Source organism: Betaproteobacteria bacterium, assembly GCA_009377585.1.
GTDB lineage: Bacteria > Pseudomonadota > Gammaproteobacteria > Burkholderiales > WYBJ01 > WYBJ01.
This window is the reverse complement of record WHTS01000040.1, coordinates 1-21,074: the sequence shown is the minus strand read 5'-3', so window position 1 is coordinate 21,074 and position 21,074 is coordinate 1. Positions and strand designations below refer to the sequence as shown.

The 21,074-nt window shown below is 66.2% G+C and carries 15 protein-coding genes and 2 pseudogenes; 7 read left to right on the top strand and 10 right to left on the bottom strand.

All coding sequences use genetic code 11. The features are described from left to right. Positions 1-9 precede the first annotated feature (9 nt). The 4 genes from GEV05_14355 to GEV05_14340 form a co-directional block, all read right to left on the bottom strand. Positions 10-561, bottom strand: a complete 552-nt coding sequence (locus GEV05_14355) for a hypothetical protein (GenBank protein ID MPZ44552.1) — start codon at positions 559-561, stop codon at positions 10-12. 20 nt (positions 562-581) lie between these two features. Further along, a complete protein-coding gene (gorA, locus tag GEV05_14350) occupies positions 582-1,937 on the bottom strand; it encodes a glutathione-disulfide reductase (protein ID MPZ44551.1) in 1,356 nt (451 codons plus the stop codon). Then, positions 1,934-2,350, bottom strand: a complete 417-nt coding sequence (locus tag GEV05_14345) for a thioesterase (protein ID MPZ44550.1) — start codon at positions 2,348-2,350, stop codon at positions 1,934-1,936. Before GEV05_14345 ends, gorA begins: the two co-directional genes overlap by 4 nt. A 96-nt stretch (positions 2,351-2,446) precedes the next feature. Next, the gene (locus GEV05_14340; GenBank protein ID MPZ44549.1) at positions 2,447-3,376 is read right to left on the bottom strand and encodes an ROK family protein; all 930 of its coding nucleotides are present in this window, start codon (positions 3,374-3,376) and stop codon (positions 2,447-2,449) included. 120 nt (positions 3,377-3,496) lie between these two features. On the opposite strand from GEV05_14340, the gene GEV05_14335 reads away from it, so the two are divergent. After that, positions 3,497-4,114, top strand: a complete 618-nt coding sequence (locus GEV05_14335) for a hypothetical protein (protein ID MPZ44548.1) — start codon at positions 3,497-3,499, stop codon at positions 4,112-4,114. Between the two features lie 150 nt (positions 4,115-4,264). On the opposite strand, the gene GEV05_14330 is transcribed toward GEV05_14335, so the two are convergent. The 3 genes from GEV05_14330 to GEV05_14320 form a co-directional block, all read right to left on the bottom strand. Further along, positions 4,265-6,460 (bottom strand): DUF3387 domain-containing protein, encoded by a 2,196-nt coding sequence (locus GEV05_14330; GenBank protein MPZ44547.1) that lies wholly within the window; start codon positions 6,458-6,460, stop codon positions 4,265-4,267. 122 nt (positions 6,461-6,582) lie between these two features. After that, positions 6,583-7,752: a DUF1016 family protein gene (locus GEV05_14325; GenBank protein ID MPZ44546.1), complete on the bottom strand. Its 1,170-nt coding sequence runs from the start codon at positions 7,750-7,752 to the stop codon at positions 6,583-6,585. Next, positions 7,742-9,376, bottom strand: coding sequence for an N-6 DNA methylase (locus tag GEV05_14320; GenBank protein ID MPZ44545.1), 1,635 nt, complete (start codon positions 9,374-9,376; stop codon positions 7,742-7,744). Before GEV05_14320 ends, GEV05_14325 begins: the two co-directional genes overlap by 11 nt. Positions 9,377-9,791: 415 nt before the next feature. Between GEV05_14320 and GEV05_14315 the strand changes: the two are divergent. Together GEV05_14315 and GEV05_14310 are read left to right on the top strand one after the other, a co-directional pair. Beyond that, a pseudogene (locus GEV05_14315) lies at positions 9,792-10,726 on the top strand (tripartite tricarboxylate transporter substrate binding protein). Between the two features lie 162 nt (positions 10,727-10,888). Continuing rightward, positions 10,889-11,878 carry a tripartite tricarboxylate transporter substrate binding protein gene (locus tag GEV05_14310; GenBank protein MPZ44544.1) on the top strand — a complete coding sequence of 330 codons (990 nt, stop codon included), beginning with the start codon at positions 10,889-10,891 and terminating at the stop codon, positions 11,876-11,878. Between the two features lie 247 nt (positions 11,879-12,125). Here GEV05_14310 and GEV05_14305 read toward each other — a convergent pair whose 3' ends face one another. Beyond that, on the bottom strand, positions 12,126-12,923 hold the full coding sequence (locus tag GEV05_14305; GenBank protein ID MPZ44543.1) for a hypothetical protein: 798 nt from the start codon (positions 12,921-12,923) through the stop codon (positions 12,126-12,128). A 483-nt stretch (positions 12,924-13,406) separates the two neighbouring features. Between GEV05_14305 and GEV05_14300 the strand changes: the two genes are divergently transcribed. After that, positions 13,407-14,252, top strand: a complete 846-nt coding sequence (locus tag GEV05_14300) for a hypothetical protein (GenBank protein MPZ44542.1) — start codon at positions 13,407-13,409, stop codon at positions 14,250-14,252. A gap of 3 nt (positions 14,253-14,255) precedes the next feature. After that, positions 14,256-16,127 carry a bifunctional tRNA (5-methylaminomethyl-2-thiouridine)(34)-methyltransferase MnmD/FAD-dependent 5-carboxymethylaminomethyl-2-thiouridine(34) oxidoreductase MnmC gene (gene mnmC, locus GEV05_14295; protein MPZ44541.1) on the top strand — a complete coding sequence of 624 codons (1,872 nt, stop codon included), beginning with the start codon at positions 14,256-14,258 and terminating at the stop codon, positions 16,125-16,127. 150 nt (positions 16,128-16,277) lie between these two features. On the opposite strand, the pseudogene GEV05_14290 reads toward mnmC, so the two are convergent. Further along, positions 16,278-16,776 (bottom strand): annotated as a pseudogene (locus tag GEV05_14290) (cytochrome C). A 279-nt stretch (positions 16,777-17,055) separates the two neighbouring features. Here GEV05_14290 and GEV05_14285 point away from each other — a divergent pair. Continuing rightward, positions 17,056-18,504, top strand: coding sequence for an amidohydrolase family protein (locus GEV05_14285; protein MPZ44540.1), 1,449 nt, complete (start codon positions 17,056-17,058; stop codon positions 18,502-18,504). 90 nt (positions 18,505-18,594) lie between these two features. Here the strand turns inward: GEV05_14285 and GEV05_14280 are convergent, their stop codons facing one another. Then, positions 18,595-19,143 carry a hypothetical protein gene (locus tag GEV05_14280; GenBank protein MPZ44539.1) on the bottom strand — a complete coding sequence of 183 codons (549 nt, stop codon included), beginning with the start codon at positions 19,141-19,143 and terminating at the stop codon, positions 18,595-18,597. 72 nt (positions 19,144-19,215) lie between these two features. Here GEV05_14280 and trkD point away from each other — a divergent pair. Continuing rightward, a partial coding sequence (trkD, locus tag GEV05_14275; GenBank protein ID MPZ44538.1) for a potassium transporter Kup occupies positions 19,216-21,074 on the top strand: 1,859 nt, incomplete at its 3' end.

Here is a 21,074-nt window from a genome sequence, read left to right as displayed (position 1 = left end):
ACGAGTGTCTTACAGGTTTCCGAGATCGGTGATTGCATCGATCACCATCCCGGTGCCGACTGCAATCAAAAGAATATCGGCAGCCACTCGGACATATCGGTATCCAAGCGGCGGTGTGCCGATCCGGACAACGAGCGCTGGTGGGAGATCATAGAAAATCACGTCCCGCGGCAGTGACCGTCCGATACTCCATTTCTTCGCCTGTCCTGGCGGCATGCACCCATTGTTCTTCTTTGCCAGGCCGGGTGGACAGTGGCCGGAACGATATTCAGCAACGTAGTACTCGCGAGCAATGCTCCGGTGGCGGTCATCGAAATGTCGACTAACCGCACCGGACGGTCGGGGCGCCTCCCCATGCCGCCCGTATGAGCCGTCGCGCCCACCTTCGTCTCGGCGTTCGCGGTTGTCCTGGCGTGCGTCATCGACGCGATTCTTGCCCTTCCCGTTTCCCCGCCCACCGTCTTGCTGCTTGCCGCCACCCTTGCCGGGTGGAGGGTCGGCAAAGACCGGATTGGGCGCCAACATTACAACGACCGCCAACCACATCGTCCATGCTGTCATCTTCATGCAACACTCCGTTCCTACCCACTGACCGGCTCGCGCATCGTGACCAACTCCTCGGCCGCCGTCGGATGAATGCCGATGGTAGCATCGAACTGCGCCTTGGTCACGCCGCAAACGAGCGCCACGGCGAACCCCTGGATGATCTCCCCGGCGTCGGCGCCGACCATGTGCACCCCGAGCACCCGGTCGGAGGCCTTGTCGACCACGAGCTTCATCAGGGTCAGCTCGCTTCGTCCCGACAGCCGGTGCTTGAGCGCCGTGAACGTGCTCTTGTAGATCGCGATGTCGGGGTAGTCGCGCCGCGCCTGCGCCTCGCTCAGTCCGACGGTGCAGACATTGGGGTTGCTGAACACGGCCGTCGGAACGTAGCGGTACTCGAGCTTGCGTTGCCCTTTTCCGAACAGACGATCGGCGACCACCATGCCTTCGGCGAGCGCCACAGGGGTCAATTGCACCTTGTGGATCACGTCGCCGATGGCGTGCACCGAGGGCACGTTGGTCTGGAAGCCGTCGTCCACGACCACGGCGCCGTTCGCGGCGACCTCGACCCCGGCGCGTTCGAGTCCGAGCCCTTCGGTATTCGGGTTGCGTCCGGTCGCGTACATCACCGCGTCGGTTTCTATCGTGGTGCCGTCGGAGAACTGACACACGAGACAATCGCCGCGGCGTTCGATCGATTCGATGTGGCTGCGCAGACAGATGCGCACGCCCTTCTTCGCCATCTCGGCGCCGAGAAAAGTCCCGAGGTCGTTGTCGAACACCTTCAGCAGATAATCCCCGCGATAGCTCAGGACGGTCTCGACGCCGAGGCCGTGGAAAATCGAGGCGAATTCCAGCGCGATGTAACCGCCGCCGACCACCACGGCGCGCCTGGGCAGCCGCGGCAGATGAAACGCTTCGTTCGACGTGATGGCGAGTTCCTTGCCCGGAATGTCCGGGACCACCGGCCAGCCGCCCGTTGCCACCAGGATATGACGCGCGCTCACTCGGCGGCCTTCGACTTCGATCGTATGCGCATCGAGAACTCGTGCGCGCGACTTGAAGACCGTGACGCCGGCGCCGGTCAGCAGCCGCTCGTAGATGCCGTTGAGCCGCGCGATCTCCTTGTCCTTGTTCGCTACCAGGGTCGGCCAGTCGAAGCTCGGCTTGCTTGCCGCCCAGCCGAAGCCGACCGCGTCCTCGAAATCCTCGGCGTAGTGGCCCGCGTAGGCGAAGAGCTTCTTCGGAATGCAGCCGACGTTGACGCAGGTGCCGCCCATGTAGCGCTCCTCGGCGACCGCGACACGCGCGCCGAGGGCCGCCGACATCCGGCTTGCGCGCACCCCGCCCGAGCCCGCACCGATGGTGAACAGATCGTAGTCGTAGTCGCTCATGGTATTCCTTGGCTCTCGAGCTTGGCCTGCACTCGGCTGTCGAAGCGCGCGACGTTGACGATGACGCGCACGTGGGTGCCGTCGCCGATCAGCTCGCGCTCGTCTCTCGCTTCGACCTTGAAGCGCAGATGGCGTCCGTCGATGCCGATCAGTTCCGCCTGCGCCTGCACCCGCATGCCGGCCGGCGTAGCGGCGATATGACGCACGTCGAGGTGCGTGCCGAGGCTCTGGTGTCCGGGCGCGAGGTAGCGCTCGGCCGCCGCGAGCGCCGCGGCCTCCATCAGGTTGACCATGACCGGCGTCGCGAGCACGTGCACCTTGCCGCTGCCGACGTGCGGCGCGGTATGCGCCTCGGCGACGATCAGCTGCGCCGAGCCGGTCAGCCCGATTTTCAGTCCTTCATCGTGCGTCATGGTTGCTCTTTCCGCCTCCTTCGGAACCTGCCCGCCCGGCCTCCCCTCTCCCCCCGGGAGAGGGGCGGGGGGTGAGGGAGGAAGCACCACGCAGATTCAAGAACGTAATCGGCGCTGCCAATATCGTGGTGTCCCTTCCGCGCCGAGCCATGCGGCCCCGCGCACCCCGCTCGAATCGCCATGCCGGTTTCGCGTCAGGCGAGTCGCGATCGTATCCGAGAATACGTGCCGGGCCCAAAGCCGCGGGACGTTCCGGTACAGCCGCTCGATGTTGGAGAGTCCGCCGCCCAGCACAATGACGTCCGGATCGAGGATGTTCACGACCTGCGCGAGCGCGCGCGCTAGCCGCTCCTCGTAGCGGGCCAGCGCGGCCTCGCACTGCGCATCTTGCGTCGCGCGCTCCGCAATCTCCCGTGCCTCGAGCACGCGCCCGGTCGCTTGTCGATAATCGCGCGCGAGCCCGGGACCCGACAGCCAGGTTTCGATGCAGCCTGAGCGGCCGCAATAGCAGGCCGGTCCGGGAAGCTCCGCCGCATCAAGCACCGGCAGCGGGTTGTGCCCCCATTCGCCCGCTATGGCGTTCGCGCCGGTCAGGATCTTCCCGTCGACCACGATGCCGCCACCCACGCCGGTGCCGAGAATCACGCCGAACACGACCTTGGCCCCCGCCGCCGCCCCGTCGACCGCCTCGGAAAGGGCGAAGCAGTTGGCATCGTTCGCGATGCGAAGCGTGCGACCGAGCCTGGCTTCGAGATCAGCTTTGAGCGGGCGGCCGTTGAGGCAGGTCGAGTTGGAGTTTTTGATGAAACCGGTCGCGGCGGAGATGGCGCCCGGCGTGCCGATGCCTACGGTGGCGTGCGTGCCCAGCTCGCGCTCGGCTTCACGAACCAAGTGCACGATCGCGTCGAGCGTCGCGTCGTAGTCGCCTTGCGGGGTGGGGATGCGGTGGCGGAGCAGCTCCGCGCCGTCCGGGCCTAGGGCGATGATCTCGGTCTTCGTGCCACCGAGATCAAGTCCAATAGCAATTGACGGATTTATCATGCAATACATCCGAGAGGATTCGCGGCCACTCAGGTATTTACACTGCAGCGTGTCTCCGCGTCTCTCGGCTATGCCATGAGTGTGCCTCCAGGGAGGGACGCCGTTATGCCGACCACCGTCATTGTTGGTCCGTACTATTTCGAAGCGAATACACCCGAGCGAAAACCTTTTCTGGTTATATCGACCGTCCTTATCCTCATAGAGCTCGCCGGGGGCGATTTCAAGTCGGACGTATCCGCCTTAGGCGGCGCCATCACACTACAGCGCCCTGAGATTCTGTATTGGGCTGCGTGGGTCTACTTTGTCTTCCAAGCCTTTCGGTACTGGCAGTCTATCGGCTCCAAGAGCCTTTCATTCATGGCGCGAGCCTACGAGCATGCGGTCAGCGGGCGCATGAAGCGCGATCCGAAGTTCAGAGAATTCGCGGAGCCATACCTAACACAGGCTGGCTTCACTTGGGGCAAGGAGGCGGGAACTCCTCGGGTTCATCGGACACTCTTCCGGAGGTACCTCGACTTTCGGCCGGAACGCCCCTACCCCGGCTCGGAGAATCTACCTATGTACAAGGTTCAGCTTCGCCAGCTTCTGGTGCACGAGCTGCGAGCACACTGGCGTCTTACGATTCTCGATTCGTTCTGGTTCGAAAGATACTTTCCATGGGCGTGGGCATTGGTCGCCATTGGTATCGCGGTACTCCCACGATTATGGTCGTTGTGGCCGTAACGGAGCCAACACCCCGCCTACCTCCGCCCACACCGGGTAACGCTCCGCCGCCTGTCGAGAAAACGCCGGGGGCCGCTACCCGCTACCTTCCCCGTTACCACGAACCGTAAGTGCTTCAGTCCTTCGGACTTGGCCTTGCCGGCGACGACCTCAAGCCGCCGCCCAGCCAGCGCTGAGCAATGCCGCCTGCTCGAGGACTGTCTGGGTTGCCTTCTCCTGCTTGTCCGGCGGATATCCGTACTTGCGCAGGATGCGCCTGACCAGCACGCGCAGCTGGGCGCGCACGTTTTCGCGCATGGTCCAGTCGATCGTCACGTTCGCTCGTACCGTGCGCACCAATTCCTGCGCAATGGTGCGCAGCGTCGGCTCCCCGAGTACCTTTACCGCGCTGTCGTTGGTCTCCAGCGCGTCGTAGAAGGCCAGCTCGTCCTCGGATAGCCCGAGCGACTCGCCGCGCGCGCTCGCCTCGCGCATCTCTTTCGCGAGTGCGATCAGCTCCTCGATCACCTGCGCCGCCTCGATGGCGCGGTTCTGGTAACGGCGGATGGTCTGCTCCAGCATCTCGACGAAGGAACGGGCCTGCACCACGTTCTTGCGCCGCCTCGAGGCAAGCTCTCCCCTCAACAGCTTCTGGAGCAGCTCGACTGCGAGGTTGCGCTGAGGCATGCCCCGGACCTCCGCCAGGAACTCCTCCGACAGGATGGAGATGTCCGGCTTCTGCAGCCCCGCCGCGGCGAAGATGTCCACCACGCCCTCGGGAGCAATCGCGCGCGAGATGATCTGCCGCACTGCGTGGTCCAGCTCCTCTTCCGGCCGCGCGTCGCCAGGCGCGCGCTTGGCAAGCACGGCCTGCACCGCCTGGAAAAAAGCCATGTCGTCGCGGATGCGCAGCGCCTCCTCGTGCGGCACGGCCAGCGCGAAGGCCTGCGACAGCTCGCGCACTGCGCGGATGCAGCGGTCCTTGCCGTTCTCCTGCCGCAGCACGTGCTCCTGCGCCGCGGGCAGAAGCGCCAGCCGCTCCGGCGGCGTGCCGCTCACCCACTTCTTCGACCAGTCGAAGCCCGGCGTGACACCTGCCGGCGTCGTGATCGGCCCGAACAGGCCGCAGCAGACCTCGTACTTCTCCAGCATCAATGCGACTGCTTCCTCCTGGTCCAGTGCCGTGCGTCCGGTGCCGCCGCTCTCGGTGTAGGTAGCGAGCGCGGCCTTGAGCTCATGGGCCAGCCCCAGGTAGTCCACCACCAGTCCGCCGGGCTTGTCCTTGAACACGCGATTGACGCGCGCGATCGCCTGCATCAGCCCGTGTCCCCGCATGGGCTTATCGACGTACATCGTGTGCATGCTCGGCGCATCGAAGCCGGTGAGCCACATGTCGCGCACCAGCACGAGCCTGAGCGGGTCGTTGGGGTCGCGGAAGCGGTTGGCTAGCGCCTCGCGCCGCGGTTTGTTGCGGATGTGCGCCTGCCATTGCGCGGGATCGGAGGCCGAGCCCGTCATGACGACCTTCATCGCGCCGCGCGCGTCGTCTTCGTCGTGCCAGGCGGGCCGCAGCCTCGCGATCTCCCGATACAGCTCCACGCAAATGCGCCGGCTCATGCAGACGATCATCGCCTTCCCGTCCATGGCCTCCAGCCGGCGCTCGAAGTGTTCGACAACGTCGCGCGCTACGAACGAAAGGCGTTTGTCGGCGCCGACCACGGCTTCGAGCTGCGCCCACTTGGTCTTGAGCTTCTCCTTGCGCTCGACCTCCTCGCCCTCGGTCGCCTCCTCGAAGTCCGGATCGATCCTGGGCCGTTCGGACGCATCGAGCGCGAGCTTGGCGAGCCGGCTCTCGTAGTAGATGGGCACCGTCGCGCCGTCCTGCACCGCGCGCTGGATATCGTAGACGCTGATGTAGTCGCCGAAGACCGCACGTGTATTGGCGTCGGCCAGCTCGATCGGCGTGCCAGTGAATCCGATGACTGCCAGCCAGTCGTTGTTGGCCGGGTCGTCGAAGTCGATGACCCGGGCTTGTGCGCCGCGAATCTCGCCCGCGCTCGTCCGGTACTCGACGTTCACGCCGTTCACGATCAGGCGGTGCAGCGCACGATTGCGCTGGATGAGGTCGGTGCCTTCGGGCCGGGTGAGCTTGCGCAAGGCGTCCTCCAACGTCTCGGCGGAGAGCGCCGGGTTGAGGCGCGAGAGCGCATCGCGCAGCCGCTGCGCCAGCACGACTTCACCGTAGTCGCGCCGTTCGGCCGCCAGCATGTCGGGCGCGACGTCGGGGCCGTGAGCGATGCGCCAGCCGATCGCCTCCAGCCAGGCGAGGGCGGCGTCTTCGACGACGGATTCGGTGAAGGCGGTCATTCGATCACCCGCCAGTACCCACCCTTGGCGGGGCCGATAACCGCCATGTCCCAGCTCCTTTTGATTGGCAACAATCGCTGTATCCGGCTTCGCCGCCTCGGCCTGCTCGCAACGCTGCACGATCACGCCTCGCCCCTTGTCGGCTTACGTCCGGCCCGAGCCGACTTCCCCTTCCTTCGCACTCCGGCCCCGCCAAGCTCGGCCTCGATCTCTTCGACCGTGGGCAGGCTGCCACGCAGTGCCTTTGGCAGCTTGTCGACGAGCTCAGTCTCCCATTCGGCGACGCCGACGGGGCGCTTCAGGTGGCGCAGAGCGTACTCGACGACGATCTCGTCCTTGCCTCGGCATAGGAGCAGGCCGATGGTCGGCTGGTCGTCCGGGTGGCGCAAAAGATCATCGACGGCGGAGAGGTAGAGGTTCAACTGGCCGACGAACGCTGGGTCGAAGGAGACTGCCTTCAGCTCGATGACGACGTAGCAGCGCAGCTTCAGGTGGTAGAAAAGCAGATCGACGACAAAGTCCTGATTGCCCACTTCGAGCGGCACTTGCCGCCCGACGAAGGCGAAACCGCTGCCCAGCTCGAGCAGGAAACGCTGGATGTGATCGACGAGGGCCTGCTCGACCTCGCGTTCGCGGCGCGGATCGGCGGTGCCGAGGAAGTCGAAGAGGTAGGGGTCCTTGAAGACCTGAACAGCCATGTCCGAGGCGGGAGACGGCAGGGTGGCCGGAAAGTTGGTAACCGCCTTACCCCGGCGCTCGTGGAAGCGGCTCTCGATCTGTAGGACGAGGATGTCGTGCGACCAGCCGTGCTCGCGGGCTTGCCGGGCGTACCAAAGCCTGACGGCCTGCTCATCGAGCTTCTCCAGCAACGCGATGTGGTGGTACCAGGGGATTTGTGCAAGAGCCTCTTGCACGATCGCCCGCTCCGGCCACGCCGCGGCGAAGGCGCGCATGTACTTGAGGTTGCGCGGCGAAAAGCCCTTCACGTCGGGGAAGGCCTCGCGCAGATCGGCGGACAGGCGGTCGATCACCTTCGCACCCCAGCCTCCGCGTTCCTGCCGGTCGAGGATCGTCCGGCCAACGTCCCAATAGAGCAGAACCATCGCCGAGTTGGCGGCTAGGACCACCCGCAGGCGCTCTTCCTGGATGCGTTGCTTGATGGCGGCGAAGGCGCTCGCGTAATCCGCCGGCAGGCTCGCCTTCGGAGGCGCTACCGGGAAGCATGCCTCGGCTCGGCTGCGGCCGCGCGCCAGGCGTTCGTCGGATGTCTTGCCGCGGCGCTTACCCGCCATACCCGAGCTCCTTCAGGTTGGCGGCAATCGCGGCATCCAGCTTCGCGGCCTCCGCCTGCTGCTCGCGCAGCGTGGCGGTGAGCCGCTTCATCTTCTCCTCGAACGGCTCGCCGTCGTCTTCCTGCGCCTCGGCGCCGACGTAGCGGCCGGGCGTGAGCACGTGGCCGTGCTTGCGTACTTCCTCCAGCGTTGCGCTCTTGCAGAAGCCGGGGACGTCGGCGTAGCCCCCTCCCTGTCCCTCCCCCGCAAGCGGGGGAGGGGACGAAGAAGCTCCGCGCCAGGCGTGGTAGGTGTTGGCGATGCGGGCGACGTCCTCGTCGGTCAGCTCACGGTGGGTGCGATCCACCATGCGGCCGAGCTTGCGGGCATCGATGAAGAGCACGTGGCCGCGTCGGTCTCTGAATTTTCCGTTCTTGCGATCGCGCGCGAGAAACCACAGGCATGCCGGGATCTGGGTCGAGTAGAAAAGCTGGCCCGGCAGCGCGACCATGCAGTCCACGAGATCGCCCTCGACCAGGTTCTTTCGGATCTCGCCCTCGCCCGACTGGTTGGACGACATCGAGCCGTTGGCGAGCACGAAGCCGGCCACGCCGGCAGGCACGAGATGGTGGACGATGTGCTGCACCCAGGCGAAGTTGGCGTTGCCGGCCGGCGGCACGCCGTACTGCCAGCGCTTGTCGTCGCGCAGGCGCTCGCCGCCCCAGTCGGAGACGTTGAACGGCGGATTGGCGAGGATGAAATCGGCCTTGAGGTCAGGGTGGCGATCGTTGTGGAAGGTGTCGCCGTGGGCAATCTGGCCGTCGATGCCGCGGATCGCGAGGTTCATCCTGGCGAGCCGCCAGGTGGTGTAGTTCGACTCCTGGCCGTAGATCGAGATGTCGGCCCGCTTTTGTCCATTCGGCTTGCCGCCGTTGCCGTTCCGGCGTTTCGGGTCGCCTCCGGCTCCGGCGTGCGCGCGGATGAACTCCACCGACTGCACGAACATGCCCGAGGAGCCGCAGCAGGGGTCGTACACGCGGCCGCGGTAGGGCTCCAGCATCTCGACGAGAAGCTTCACCACGCAGCGCGGCGTGTAGAACTCGCCGCCCTTCTTGCCCTCGGCGCTGGCGAACTGCGAGAGGAAGTATTCGTAGACGCGGCCGAGCACGTCTTTGGCGCGGCTCTCCTCGTCGCCGATCTTGATGTTGCTCACCAGGTCGATCAGTTGGCCGAGGCGCGTCTTGTCGAGCGCGGGGCGGGCGTAGTCCTTGGGCAACACGCTCTTGAGCGCCGGGTTGTCCCGCTCGATGCCGGTCATGGCATCGTCGACGAGCTGGCCGATCGTGGACTGCTTCGCCTGCGCCTTCAGGTGCGCCCAGCGGGCTTCCGGGGGCACCCAGAAGATGTTGAGCGCGCGGTACTCGTCGGGATCTTCGGGGTCCGCACCCTGGGACTTTTCGGCTTCGAGCCAGGCGTGCTGCTCTTCGAAGGCGTCGGAGATGTACTTGAGGAAGATGAGCCCGAGGACGACGTGCTTGTACTCGGCGGCATCCATGCTGCCGCGGAGAGCGTCCGCCATCTGCCAGAGCTGCGCCTCGTAGCCGACCGTCGCCGCGCTCCGGGATTGGTTGTTACGTTTGGCCATCGTTCTCCCTGACTGTTCGGCCGAACCCTGCCGCACAGCATCGTTCCGATTGCGAAAGGTAGGCGGATGAGGCTCGGGCGGTCAAGGCCGCGAGGAGCAGACCGGGCGTCAAGCCGCAGTCTTCCGGGTAGGACCCAACGATGCAGAACCGCGTTGGAAGGTATCGATTCCTGGCGTCATCTGCCCAACGAGCCGTCAGGCGAACTGCCGGACCTGACCGTCGCACGTCCGACCATCGGTCCAACGCATCGGATGCCCGATCCCGGCTCGTCGTCCCAGGAGCACGACCGATCCCACGGATCCAAGGGCACGTGGACTCGCGCGCGCTTGCGTTCCCGGTACGGCGCTTCGACCTGCGCGAACCACGTATCATCGGTATGCAGCTGCCGCACCCTGCAACCAGCCGAGGAAGCAAATGAAGCGCGCATTTCACGCACTGGTCGTCCTGCTCGCCACACTTGCGCCCGCACAGGCGCAAGTCTTTCCGTCGAAGCCGATTCGCTTCATCGTCGCCTACGGACCGGGATCGACGCTGGACATCATGGCGCGCACGCTCGCACCGCATCTGCACCAGTCGCTCGGGCAGCCAGTCATCGTCGAAAATCGTCCCGGGGCGGGCGGAATGATCGGCACCGACGCGGTGGCGAAGGCGGCGCACGACGGGCACACGCTGGCGATGAGCGCGCTCGGGCCGCTCGCCATGAATCCGGCCCTGTATCCGAACACGCCGTACGATCCCGTCAGGGATTTCGCCGCGGTGAGTCTCATCGCGACCGGTCCGGTGGTCATCGTCGTGCACCCCTCGGTGCCGGCGAAGGACGTGAAGGGCCTGGTGGCGCTCGCCAAGGGCAAGCCCGGGCAGCTCAACTTCGGCTCTCCCGGCGTGGGCACCAGTCCGCACCTCGCCGGCGAGCTGTTCAAGATCGTCACCGGCGTCGACATCGTGCACGTGCCCTACAAGGGCAACGCCGAAGCGCTCAGGGACCTGGTCGGCGGCCAGGTGAGCATCGTCTTCTCGGGCGTGCCACCGGTCGTGCCGCTCGCGCAGGCTGGCCGCGTGCGCATCCTCGCGACGACGGGCAAGCAGAGACTGCCCGGCTTCCCCGATGCCGAAACGATCGCCGAAGCGGGCTACCCCGGCGCCGAAGTGCTCATCTGGTACGGGATCGCGTTGCCTGCCGGCACGACGAAGCCGTTCGCATCATGGCGCTGCCCGAAGTGCGCGATCGTTTCGTGCAGCTCGGCGTCGATCCGGCGACCAGTTCGTCCGGCGAGTTCGCAAGATTGATCGCCGACGAGTTCGCGCGCTGGAGCAAGGTGATAAAGACTGCGAACATCAAAGTGAATTAGCTGCCACGGCTTGCGCGGACGCCGCGAGCCCGTCTTCTATTGATCGTTCCGTATTGGACGACAGTACAATACGGACGCGACGCTCCCCTCTCCCCCCGGAGAGGGGCTGGGGGTGAGGGACGAGCGCGTCATGAATGGCGAACGCTCGATAGAATAGGGTCGATGCCCTTGCGAGGTGCCGCCATGCTTCGGACCGTTCGTCTTCTCGGTATCGCCTGCGCAGTTTCAGCCGTACCGGCGCTCGGCCAATCCTGGCCGGTCAAGCCGATCCGCTGGATCAGCCCATTCGCGCCGGGCGGCGGCGCCGACTTCACGTCGCGGGCAATCGCTCAAAAGCTCGGCCCCGCGCTCGGGCAGCAGGTTCTGATCGACAATCGGGGCGGCGCCGGCGGAATGGTCGGTGTCGACCTCGCGGCCAAGTCGGCGCCGGACGGCTACACCCTGGTCCTGGGCACGATCGGCCCGATCGCCATCAACCCCAGCCTGTATTCGAAGATGACCTACGATCCGATTCGCGACCTCGCGCCCATCAGCCAGGCAGCCGTCGCGATCAACGTGCTGGTCGTGCATCCGTCGCTGCCGGTGCGCAGCGTCAAGGACATGATCGCGCTCGCCAAGTCGCGTCCCGGCGAGCTCAACTACGGCTCGTCGGGGCCGGGCGCGGCCGATCACCTGGCGGGCGAGCTTTTCAACACGCTTGCCGGCGTGAAAATCGTGCACATCCCGTACAAGGGCGGCGCGCCCGCGATGCTCGATCTCGTCGCCGGCAACGTGCAGCTCATCTTTTCCACCGTATCGACCGCGCGCGCCATGATCGAGGCGAAGAAGGTGCGCACGATCGCCATCGCCGGAAGCCGGCGCTTCGAGCTGATGCCGGACTTGCCCACGGTCGCCGAGGCGGGCCTGAAAGGCTTCGCGACCGACAACTGGTACGGCGTCTTCGCGCCGGCCGGAACGCCCGGGCCGATCATCGATCGGCTGCACGCCGAAGTCGTCAAGGCGCTCGCCGCGCCGGACTTGAAAAAGCAGCTGCTCGGGCTCGGCATCGTGGCGACATCGAGCGCATCACCGAGCGCATTCGGTTCTTACATCGCGGCGGAAACTACAAAGTGGGCCAAGGTCGTTCGCGCTGCGGGCATCAAGGCCGAGTAGGCGCGCGGGTTGGGGCGGTCTCGCGGTCATAACCACACCACCCCGGCGCTGCGCGCCGCTGCTCCTCGTGAGAGGAGAAAAAACCCACCCCCCTCCTTCGCCGCCACCCTCCTCGTGAGAGGAGGAGAAAGTGTACCGACTACCAGAGCAGCTATGGACAGCGAATTCCTCACCGGATGCCGTTCGGACAGCGCCGCTTTCGCCCTGCGGTCAAGATCGGTGTCCCGCGTGCGGCCGCCGTGCGGGATCACGCCGCCGGGTTGCGAATATCCTGCAGCATCGGCCTGGCGAAGTTCTCCAGCATGTTGTCGGCGCCCTGCATGAGGCAGATGCGCACGCCGTGTTCGCGCATGCGCTGCACGCGAGCGACCATGCGCTCGTGCGTGGTGTAGTCATAGCCCATATTGGCGGCGACGGCGATGTTGCGCTTGGCGGCCTTCTCCACGATCGAATCGAGCGCGCGCCACACGTCCGGGTGCTCGTATTCGAATGCATGCCCGAGCGCCTTGCTCAGATCGGTCATGGCGAGCATGACGATGCGCAGGCCGTCGAGCGCGAGGATCTCGTCGATCTCCTGCATGGCCGTCCCGGCCTCGATGTGCGGCGCAAACACCGCGACGTCCTTGCTCTTGGCATGCATCGCCTTGAACGTCTCGTTCGAATTGGGATACTCCCCCGTGCCGGAGCGGTGCCAGTCGTTCGCCACCTCCAGGCACGCGCGCGCCTGCCGGGCGGAAGCGATCGATGCGCCCACGATCTCGATGCCGAGACTGAAGGCGCGCTGCACGTCCACCGTGACCTGGAGCGACTCGGTGCCGCCGAGCCATGGGTTGGCGGGCACGCGCACCCAGGTGGTCAACCCGACCGCCTGCGCGGCCCGGTGGATGTGATCCAGCTCGCGCCAGTCCAAGGCGGAGAACATCATGTCGGGCCGCACGAAGTCGAACCCGGCGCGGGCGATCGTCGGCACCCAGCTGGGGCCGCCCTTGATCCATACGCCGAGCGCCATTTCGCCCGCGCCCAGCCGCTCGAACAATTTACTCATACCGCGACACCGCTTTCTGTGAGAGTGTCCAAGAGAATACCGACAGTCGTTCGCGTTTACGCAATACGCCGAGCAATTTTACTCAGGACTCCGAGCGCGACCCAAAAAGTCGTCTGCAAGCATCCGCCAGCACGGATACGCATTGAGCAGACGGACGCACCCGTCCCGGCCGGGCCGCGCAAGGACAGTTGCGGGCACCGTCATTGCTGAATGGCATGACGCTACGCGGTGGGCATGGCAGCAATTGCCGATGGCGTCGGCGTTCGTCGTCCATTGATTCGGGCAAGATGGACGTCCGGTCGGCACTGCACTAGCATGCAGGTTCGCTCGCCCGAGCAGATCGGCCACGCGTGGAACCGCGCCCTCCGGCATCGCGGCGGCCAGCTCCCCGCGCAACTCGTGAACGAAGCGAACCATCGGTTTTCGATGCCGGCCGCGCGACCCGGCCACCGTATGAACCCGGATTGAATCGAAAGAACAGCCATGCGCATCGGACGCGGACGTGAAAGCTCCAACGTGGAAGACCGCCGCGGCATGCGCTTCGGCGGCAAGAGCATCGGGCTCGGCACCATCGTCCTGGCGCTGGTCGCCATGTATTTCGGCGTCGATCCTTCCATCGTGCTGCAGGGCGGCTCGGACCTGCCGGTGCAACAGCAGCAAGGGCCCGCGCCGGCGCCCCCGGCCGACGACGAGGCCGCGCGCTTCGTTTCCCAAGTGCTGGCGGACACCGAGGATACCTGGCGCGAGCTCTTCAAGCGCAATGGCATGCAGTACCGCGATCCCAAGCTCGTGCTCTTCAGCGACGCGACGCCGACCGCCTGCGGCACCGGGCAAGCGGCCATGGGACCCTTCTATTGCCCCTCCGATCAGAAGGTCTACATCGACCTGTCGTTCTATCGCGATCTGCAAACACGTTTCCGCGCCCCCGGCCAAATGGCGCAGGCATATGTCATCGCGCACGAGGTCGGTCATCACGTGCAGAACCAGCTCGGCATCGCGGACAAGGTGCGGCAGCTGCAGGCGCAGTCGCGCGACCAGGCGCGCGCCAATGCTCTTTCGGTGCGCATGGAGCTGCAGGCCGATTGCTTCTCCGGCATCTGGGCCTACCACGCCAACCGCACGCGCCAGATCCTCGAACAGGGCGATCTGGAATCAGCATTGACCGCGGCCGCGGCCATCGGCGACGACCGCCTGCAGCGGCAGACCCAGGGCCGCATCGTCCCGGAGAGCTTCACGCACGGCAGCTCCGAGCAGCGGGTGAGCTGGTTCCGGCGCGGCTTCCAGAGCGGCGATCTGCGACAATGCGACACCTTCTCCGGGTCCGTTTGATGGATGCTCAGTAAAACGCTGCAGCCCGCGCGAATCGCATTCGACGCGGGCGGCGCGCCCTACTCCGAGGACTTCTCCGACGTCTATCACTCGGTCGATGGCGGGCCGGCGCAGGCGCGCGCGGTCTTTCTTGCGGGCAATGGATTGCCGCAACGCTGGCGCGGGCGGCGCTCGGTCACGATCCTCGAAACCGGGTTCGGGCTTGGCCTGAATTTCCTCTGCTGCGCCGGCGAGCTGCTGGCCGACCCGGGTCGACCTTCGCGCCTGAACTACGTCGCGGTCGAGAAGCATCCTGCACTGCCCGGAGATCTGGCGCGCGCGCACGCACGCTGGCCGCACATTGCCGGCCTGGCGGAGGAGCTTCGCCGCGCCTGGCCGGCGCCCCTGCGCGGCTTCCATCGCATCGACCTGGCCGGCGGTCGCATCGCGCTCACACTGCTCTTCGGCGATGCGGTCGAAATGCTGTCGGAGCTCGACGCGCGCGCCGATGCGATCTTTCTCGACGGGTTCGCGCCGGAGAAAAACCCCGAGATGTGGTCGGACGCGCTGTTTCGACAGCTTGCCCGCTTGAGCGGACCGGGAACGACTGCAGCGACCTGGTCAGTTGCGACAGCCGTTCGCGCACGCTTGCAGTCGGTGGGGTTCCAGGTCGACAAGCGTCCCGGGTTCGGACGCAAGCGTGAAATGCTCGGCGCGATTCGCCCCGGCGCAACGGATTCTCATGGACCTGCCGCTGCGCGCGAAAGTCATGCTGTCGTCATCGGCGCGGGACTCGCCGGCAGTTGGGCTGCTTACGCACTCGCCTCGCGTGGCTGGGCCGTCGACCTGATCGAGCGTCACCGCGAACCTGCGCAGGAAGCCTCCGGCAATGCGGTCGGCGCAGTGCGCCCGGCCTTGAACCTCGCCGATAGCGACAACGCTCGCCTCGCACGCGCCGCGTTCCTGTGGGCGACGCGAGTGCTGGATCGCGATCCGCGATGGTCGGATGCCTATCGGCGAACGGGCGTTTTGCACGTCGCGACCACGGCGCAACAGGCCAGCCGCATGGCCGCCATCCTGGCCGCACACGCCTTTCCGCCGCAATACGTGCGCTGGGTCGAGACCGACGAAGGCGCACGACTCGCAAGCCACCGCGTCGCCGGCCCCGGGTGGTGGATCGCGGACGGCGGCTGGGCACGGCCGCAGGCGCTATGTCGCGCGCTGCTCGGCCTCGGCGCCGATCGCATTCGGACGCAATTCGGCAGCGCCGCACACGACTTCGTGCCCTCGCCGGCAGGATGGCGCGTGCGCGATGCGGGCGGCAGGGTACTCGCGCAGGCGCCCGTGCTCGTGCTCGCCAACGGCTACGACGCGCGGCGGTTCGACTCGGCGCAATTACCGATGATGGTCGGCGTACGCGGCCAGGTGAGCTTCATTCCACCGGCGCCGAACCGAGTGCTCGACATTGTCGTTTGCGGCGACGGCTACATCGCGCCGCTTCCCGGCGGCGGCCACTGCGTCGGCGCGACCTTCGAACCGGACGTCGAAGCGCTAGACCTGCGCAACGCCGATCATGCGAGCAATCTCCAGCGCGCGCAGCGCATGCTGCCGGGCTTCGGCCTGGGTCTCGATCCCGCGCGGCTCGGCGGCTGGGCGGGATTGCGCGCGGCTACGGCCGATCGGCTGCCTGTATGCGGCGCGTTGGGCTCCGCCGACACCCCGAGCGGCGATTCCAACTGCTATCTCTTGGCCGGCATGGGCGCTCGCGGACTGATCTGGGCGCCCTTGTGTGCGGAGGTGCTGGCGTCCCGCTTCGACGGCGAACCGAATCCGATAGAACGCAGCCTGGTGCAGGCGATGGATCCGCTGCGTGGGCTCGGGCGAACCGAGACATAGCTGCCCATGGCGGTGTCCCGCGTTCCCACCCGGGGATATCCGCCTTGCGACCGAACGAACCGAAACATCGCGCTCGGCACATCGCACACACCTGCATTCGGCCGCGGCGGTCAGAGCGATTCCTGCGACCGTATCCGGCGCGCCCGAGTCCTACTTGCCCGGCTTGGCGGGCGGCAACACCAGCTCGATGTACGGCGGCGTCGGAGATTTGTCCGGTGGAAGATAGGCCGGCGCCGCCGCTCCCGGCTCGCCGAGACTGCGGATGAACCGGTGCAGCGCGCGCAGGTCCGGCTCGCTCATGGCATGCAGCGCCCACCACGGCATCGGCGGGCGCGTTTTGAGCGCGCGCGCCGCCCGCACCCAGTCGTCTTCCGAAAGCTTGCGCATGTAAAGCCGCAGGTTCGGCGCGAAGGTAGTGCCCCAGGGGCCGCCATCCCAACCGATCGCCCTTGAGCCATTCGCTCTCGGGCACCTTGCCGCCGCTTTCGGCAAAGCCGGCAGTATGGCAGTCGTTGCAGCCGCCGATCATCGCGACGTAGCGACCACGCTCGATCCGGGAATCGCTGCTCGCGGCCGCCGCCGATCCCATGCCGCTGCATATGGCCACTACCCCGCAGAGCATGGCCGCCGCAATCCGGTTCTTTAGCATCTCGCACCCCAGTGCTGGGTCGACGAGCGCCTATCATAGCCTCCGTTCCATTTGGACAATTCGGAAAGTGGCTGACAAGCCGCTTTCCGCACTACGCTCCCCTCTCCCTTTGGGAGAGGGGTTGGGGGGTGAGGCCGGGAATTCGCAGACCATGGTCTGCGCCGGCCGAACGGCATCGGCCTGCATGCCGATGCGCGCCCTGCAAGGGAGGGAGCGAGCTGTCAGCGATTTGGCAAAAGCTCGCTAAAGCGTAGACTGCAAACAGCTCCGGAGCCCATCATGACGACGCGATTCGACCTGACCATTCGCAATGCAACCATCGTGGACGGAACCGGCGCGACGCGCTTCGCCGGCGACATCGGCATCCGCGGCGATCGCGTCGTCCGCGTCGGACAACTTGCCGGCGACGACGAGGCCGCCCGCGAGATCGACGCTCGCGGGCTGGTCGCCGCGCCCGGATTCATCGACGCGCACACGCACGACGACCGCATGCTTCTGTCCGACCCGACGATGACGCCGAAGGTGAGCCAGGGCGTGACCACCGTCGTCACCGGCAACTGCGGCATCAGCCTGGCGTGCTCGCCCGCTCACAGCGCTTCCATACCGCCGCTCGATCTGCTCGACAGCGACGGGCAGTGGTTCCGTTTCCCGGACTTTCGCACCTATTGCGCCGCGCTCGCTGATGCGCCGGCGGCGGCCAACGCGGCGTGCCTCATCGGACACACCACCTTGCGGGCCGCGACCATGGATCGTCTGGATCGGCCGGCGACGACGGCGGAAATCGAGCGCATGCGCGGGCTTGCCGAGCAGGCGTTGGCGCAGGGCGCATTGGGCCTGTCGACCGGCACAGCGTATGCGCCTGCGGCTCAAGCCTCGACCGAGGAGCTGATTGCGGTGTGCCAACCCCTTGCACGCACAAGTGGGCTCTATGTCACGCACATGCGAAACGAAGACGACGCCATCGTCGCGGCGATGGATGAGACCTTCCGCATCGGCGACGAGCTCGGCATCCCGGTCGTCATCTCGCATCACAAGTGCGTCGGCAAAGCCAATCACGGCCGCTCGACCGAGACGCTGGCGCTGATCGAGCGTACGCGGGCGCGGCAAAGTGTCGGGCTCGATTGTTATCCGTATATCGCGTCGTCGACGGTGATGCAGCGGCATCGTGCCGGACAATCCAACCGGGTGATCGTCACGTGGTCGAAGCCGCATCCCGAATTGAGCGGCAAGGATCTCGTCGAGGCGGCGCGCGCATTGGGCGTGAGCGAAGCCGAAGCAATCGATCGCCTGCAGCCCGCCGGGGCGATCTACTTCATGATGGACGAGGCCGACGTGCAACGCATCCTCGCCTATCCGCATACGATGATCGGCTCCGACGGTCTTCCGCACGATGCCCGCCCGCATCCGCGCCTTTGGGGAACGTTCCCGCGTGTGCTCGGCCACTATGCACGCGACCTCAATCTCTTTTCGCTCGAGACGGCGGTGCACAAGATGACCGGGTTGACCGCCGCGCGCTTCGGTCTCGAAGACCGCGGCGTGCTGCGCGCAGGCGCCTATGCCGACATCACGCTGTTCGACCCGGATGTCGTGATCGACGCCGCGTCGTTCGAAGACCCGGTGCGGCCGGCACCCGGCATCCACACGGTGATCGTGAACGGTGAGCCGGTTTGGAGACAAGGTGCGCCGACCGGCGCTCGCCCCGGCAGGGTCTTGAAGCGTCGCGCGTAAAGGGCAGTCGGTCGACGTCATTCCCGTGCAAACGCACAGGCGGGAACGCAGGAAGACGAAGTCCGGCTGACTCTTCGGGCTACGTCGTCGCTATCGTGCGATGCGCATGCGCTCCACCGCGCGGACCGCTTCGGCGATGCGCTCCTTCCCACGCCCGGCCGGGTCTTGAATCTGCACCGCTATCGCGCGTGAGCCGACGAGCACGCAGTACACGACGCCGTCGAACGCGATGCCCTGCGCCGCCCCGCTCCAGGCGAGCTTCAAGCCCGAGTAGCCTGCGATGGTCACGGTGCGCGGCTCGAAGCTGCGGAATCCGACGCGATTGTTCTCGATGCCTGCGACGATCGCCTCCAAAGTCTCGCGCGTCAGCCGCGCACGCTCCCCGGGCGCCTGCTTGGCGAAGCTCGGCCCCAGTTCCCGCACCGTCACCAGGATCACCGTGCTCAACGGCGTGCCGGGATAAGGCTTGCGAAAGCCGCGGCTCACCGACGTGCCGGACACGTGCTCCACCGGGCCGGCGTAGCCCGCCGCAAGATCGATGCTGAAGTGCGTGTCGTTGTAGGTGATCGTCCTCGTGTCGGCCGCCGCGGCGCCGAGCGAAAGCGTGACGGCCGACACGAGCAAGGTGCGTCGTTTCATCGTCGAGCAGCCAGGTTGCTGCGCATTTGGCACAAGAGTATCGTCATGCGGCAACAATAAAGCGAAGCCCCAATGCCCTCCTCGCCCAGCGACCGCCCTCCGCTTCGACTCCTTACCTTGACTGCGCTCGGCGTCGTCTTCGGCGACATCGGCACCAGTCCGCTGTACGCATTCAAGGTGCTGTTTTCCGAATCGCTCGGCATGGCGCTGAACGAAGCCAACGTGCTCGCTGGGCTGTCGCTCATCTTCTGGTCGGTCATGCTGGTGGTGTCGCTCAAGTACGTCACCATCGTGCTCAACTTCGACAACCGCGGCGAAGGCGGCATCCTCGCCCTGCTCGCGTTCGCCGGCCGGCTGCTGCGCAAGCACCCGCGCACGCAATGGGTCGCGGGCGGCATCGCCGTGCTCGGCGCTTCGCTTTTCTTCGGCGACGCGATCATCACGCCGGCGATCTCGGTGCTCTCGGCCGTGGAGGGACTGACGCTGATCGCGCCCCGCCTGAGCGAGTGGATCGTGCCGGTCACCGTTGCGGTGATCGTGATGTTGTTCGTCTCGCAACGGCGCGGCACGGCCAGGATCGGGCGCTTCTTCGGCTGGATCATGCTGGTATGGTTCGGCGCGCTCGCACTGCTGGGCGTCCAGAGCATCGTCGAAACCCCGCAGGTGCTCGCCGGTCTCGATCCACGACACGCCGCGCGCCTCGCGGCCGACCAACCCGGCGTGGCCTTCGTCGCCCTCGGCGCCGTGTTCCTGGCGCTTACGGGCGGCGAAGCGCTTTATGCCGACATGGGCCACTTCGGGCGGCGGCCGATTCGCTGGGCCTGGTTCGGCATCGTATTGCCGGCGCTGATGCTCAATTACTTCGGCCAGGGCGCGTTGCTACTTCGCAATGCCGCGGCGGTCGCGAATCCCTTCTACCTGCTCGCGCCGATCGAATGGCTGCCACCGCTGATCGTGCTTGCGACGGCGGCGACCGTGATCGCTTCGCAAGCGACCATTTCGGGCGCGTTCTCGGTCACCCAGCAAGCCTCGCGGCTCGGCTATCTGCCGCGCGTCACGGTGCTGTACACCTCGGAAACCGAGCGCGGTCAGATCTACATCCCGCGCGTGAACTGGCTGCTGCTGCTGTTGGTGATCGCCCTGGTGCTCGAATTTCGCGAGTCCGAGGCGCTCGCCGCGGCGTACGGCATCGCGGTCTCCACGACCATGGTGCTGGAAACCAGCCTGGTCATCATGGTCGTGTGGCTGCTGCGGCCCCGCCGGGGGCCGTTGCTGATGCTCGTGCTCGGCGCGATCGGCTGCGTCGAGCTCATGTTCTTTGCCAGCAACGCGACCAAGTTCTTCTCCGGCGGCTGGTTTCCGATTGCCGTGGCGGTGATTCTGTTCACCATGCTCACCACCTGGAAGCTCGCCACCGATACCATCGCCGCCTCGGAAGAGGCCCGGCGCGTCCCGATCGAAGGCTTCATGCAGACCATGGCCGAGGTGCCGCGCGTCCCGGGCACCGCGATCTTCTTCACCGCCGAGCGGGACAGCGTGCCGACCACGCTGCTGCACAACTTCAAGCACAACAGGGTGCTGCACGAGCGCCTCGTGTTCCTTACGGTCGTGACGGCCGACGTGCCGCAGGTGCCGGACGACGAGCGCACCGAGATCGACGTGATCGAGCGCGGCCGCTGCTACAAGGTCGCGCTGCACTATGGATTTCGCGAGGAGCCCGATATTCCGCATGCGCTGAAGCTGCTGGCGCAACGCGGGCTCGCGTTCGAGCTGGAAGACACGACGTTCTTCCTGGGCAAGACGACGCTGGCGCGTGCCGAGAAGCGGGGATTTTTCACCTGGCGCCGGGAGCTCTTCCGCTGGATGCAGAGGAACAGCCCGAGCGCCGCCGAATACTTCAGCCTGCCGCCTGCGCGGGTGATCGAGATCGG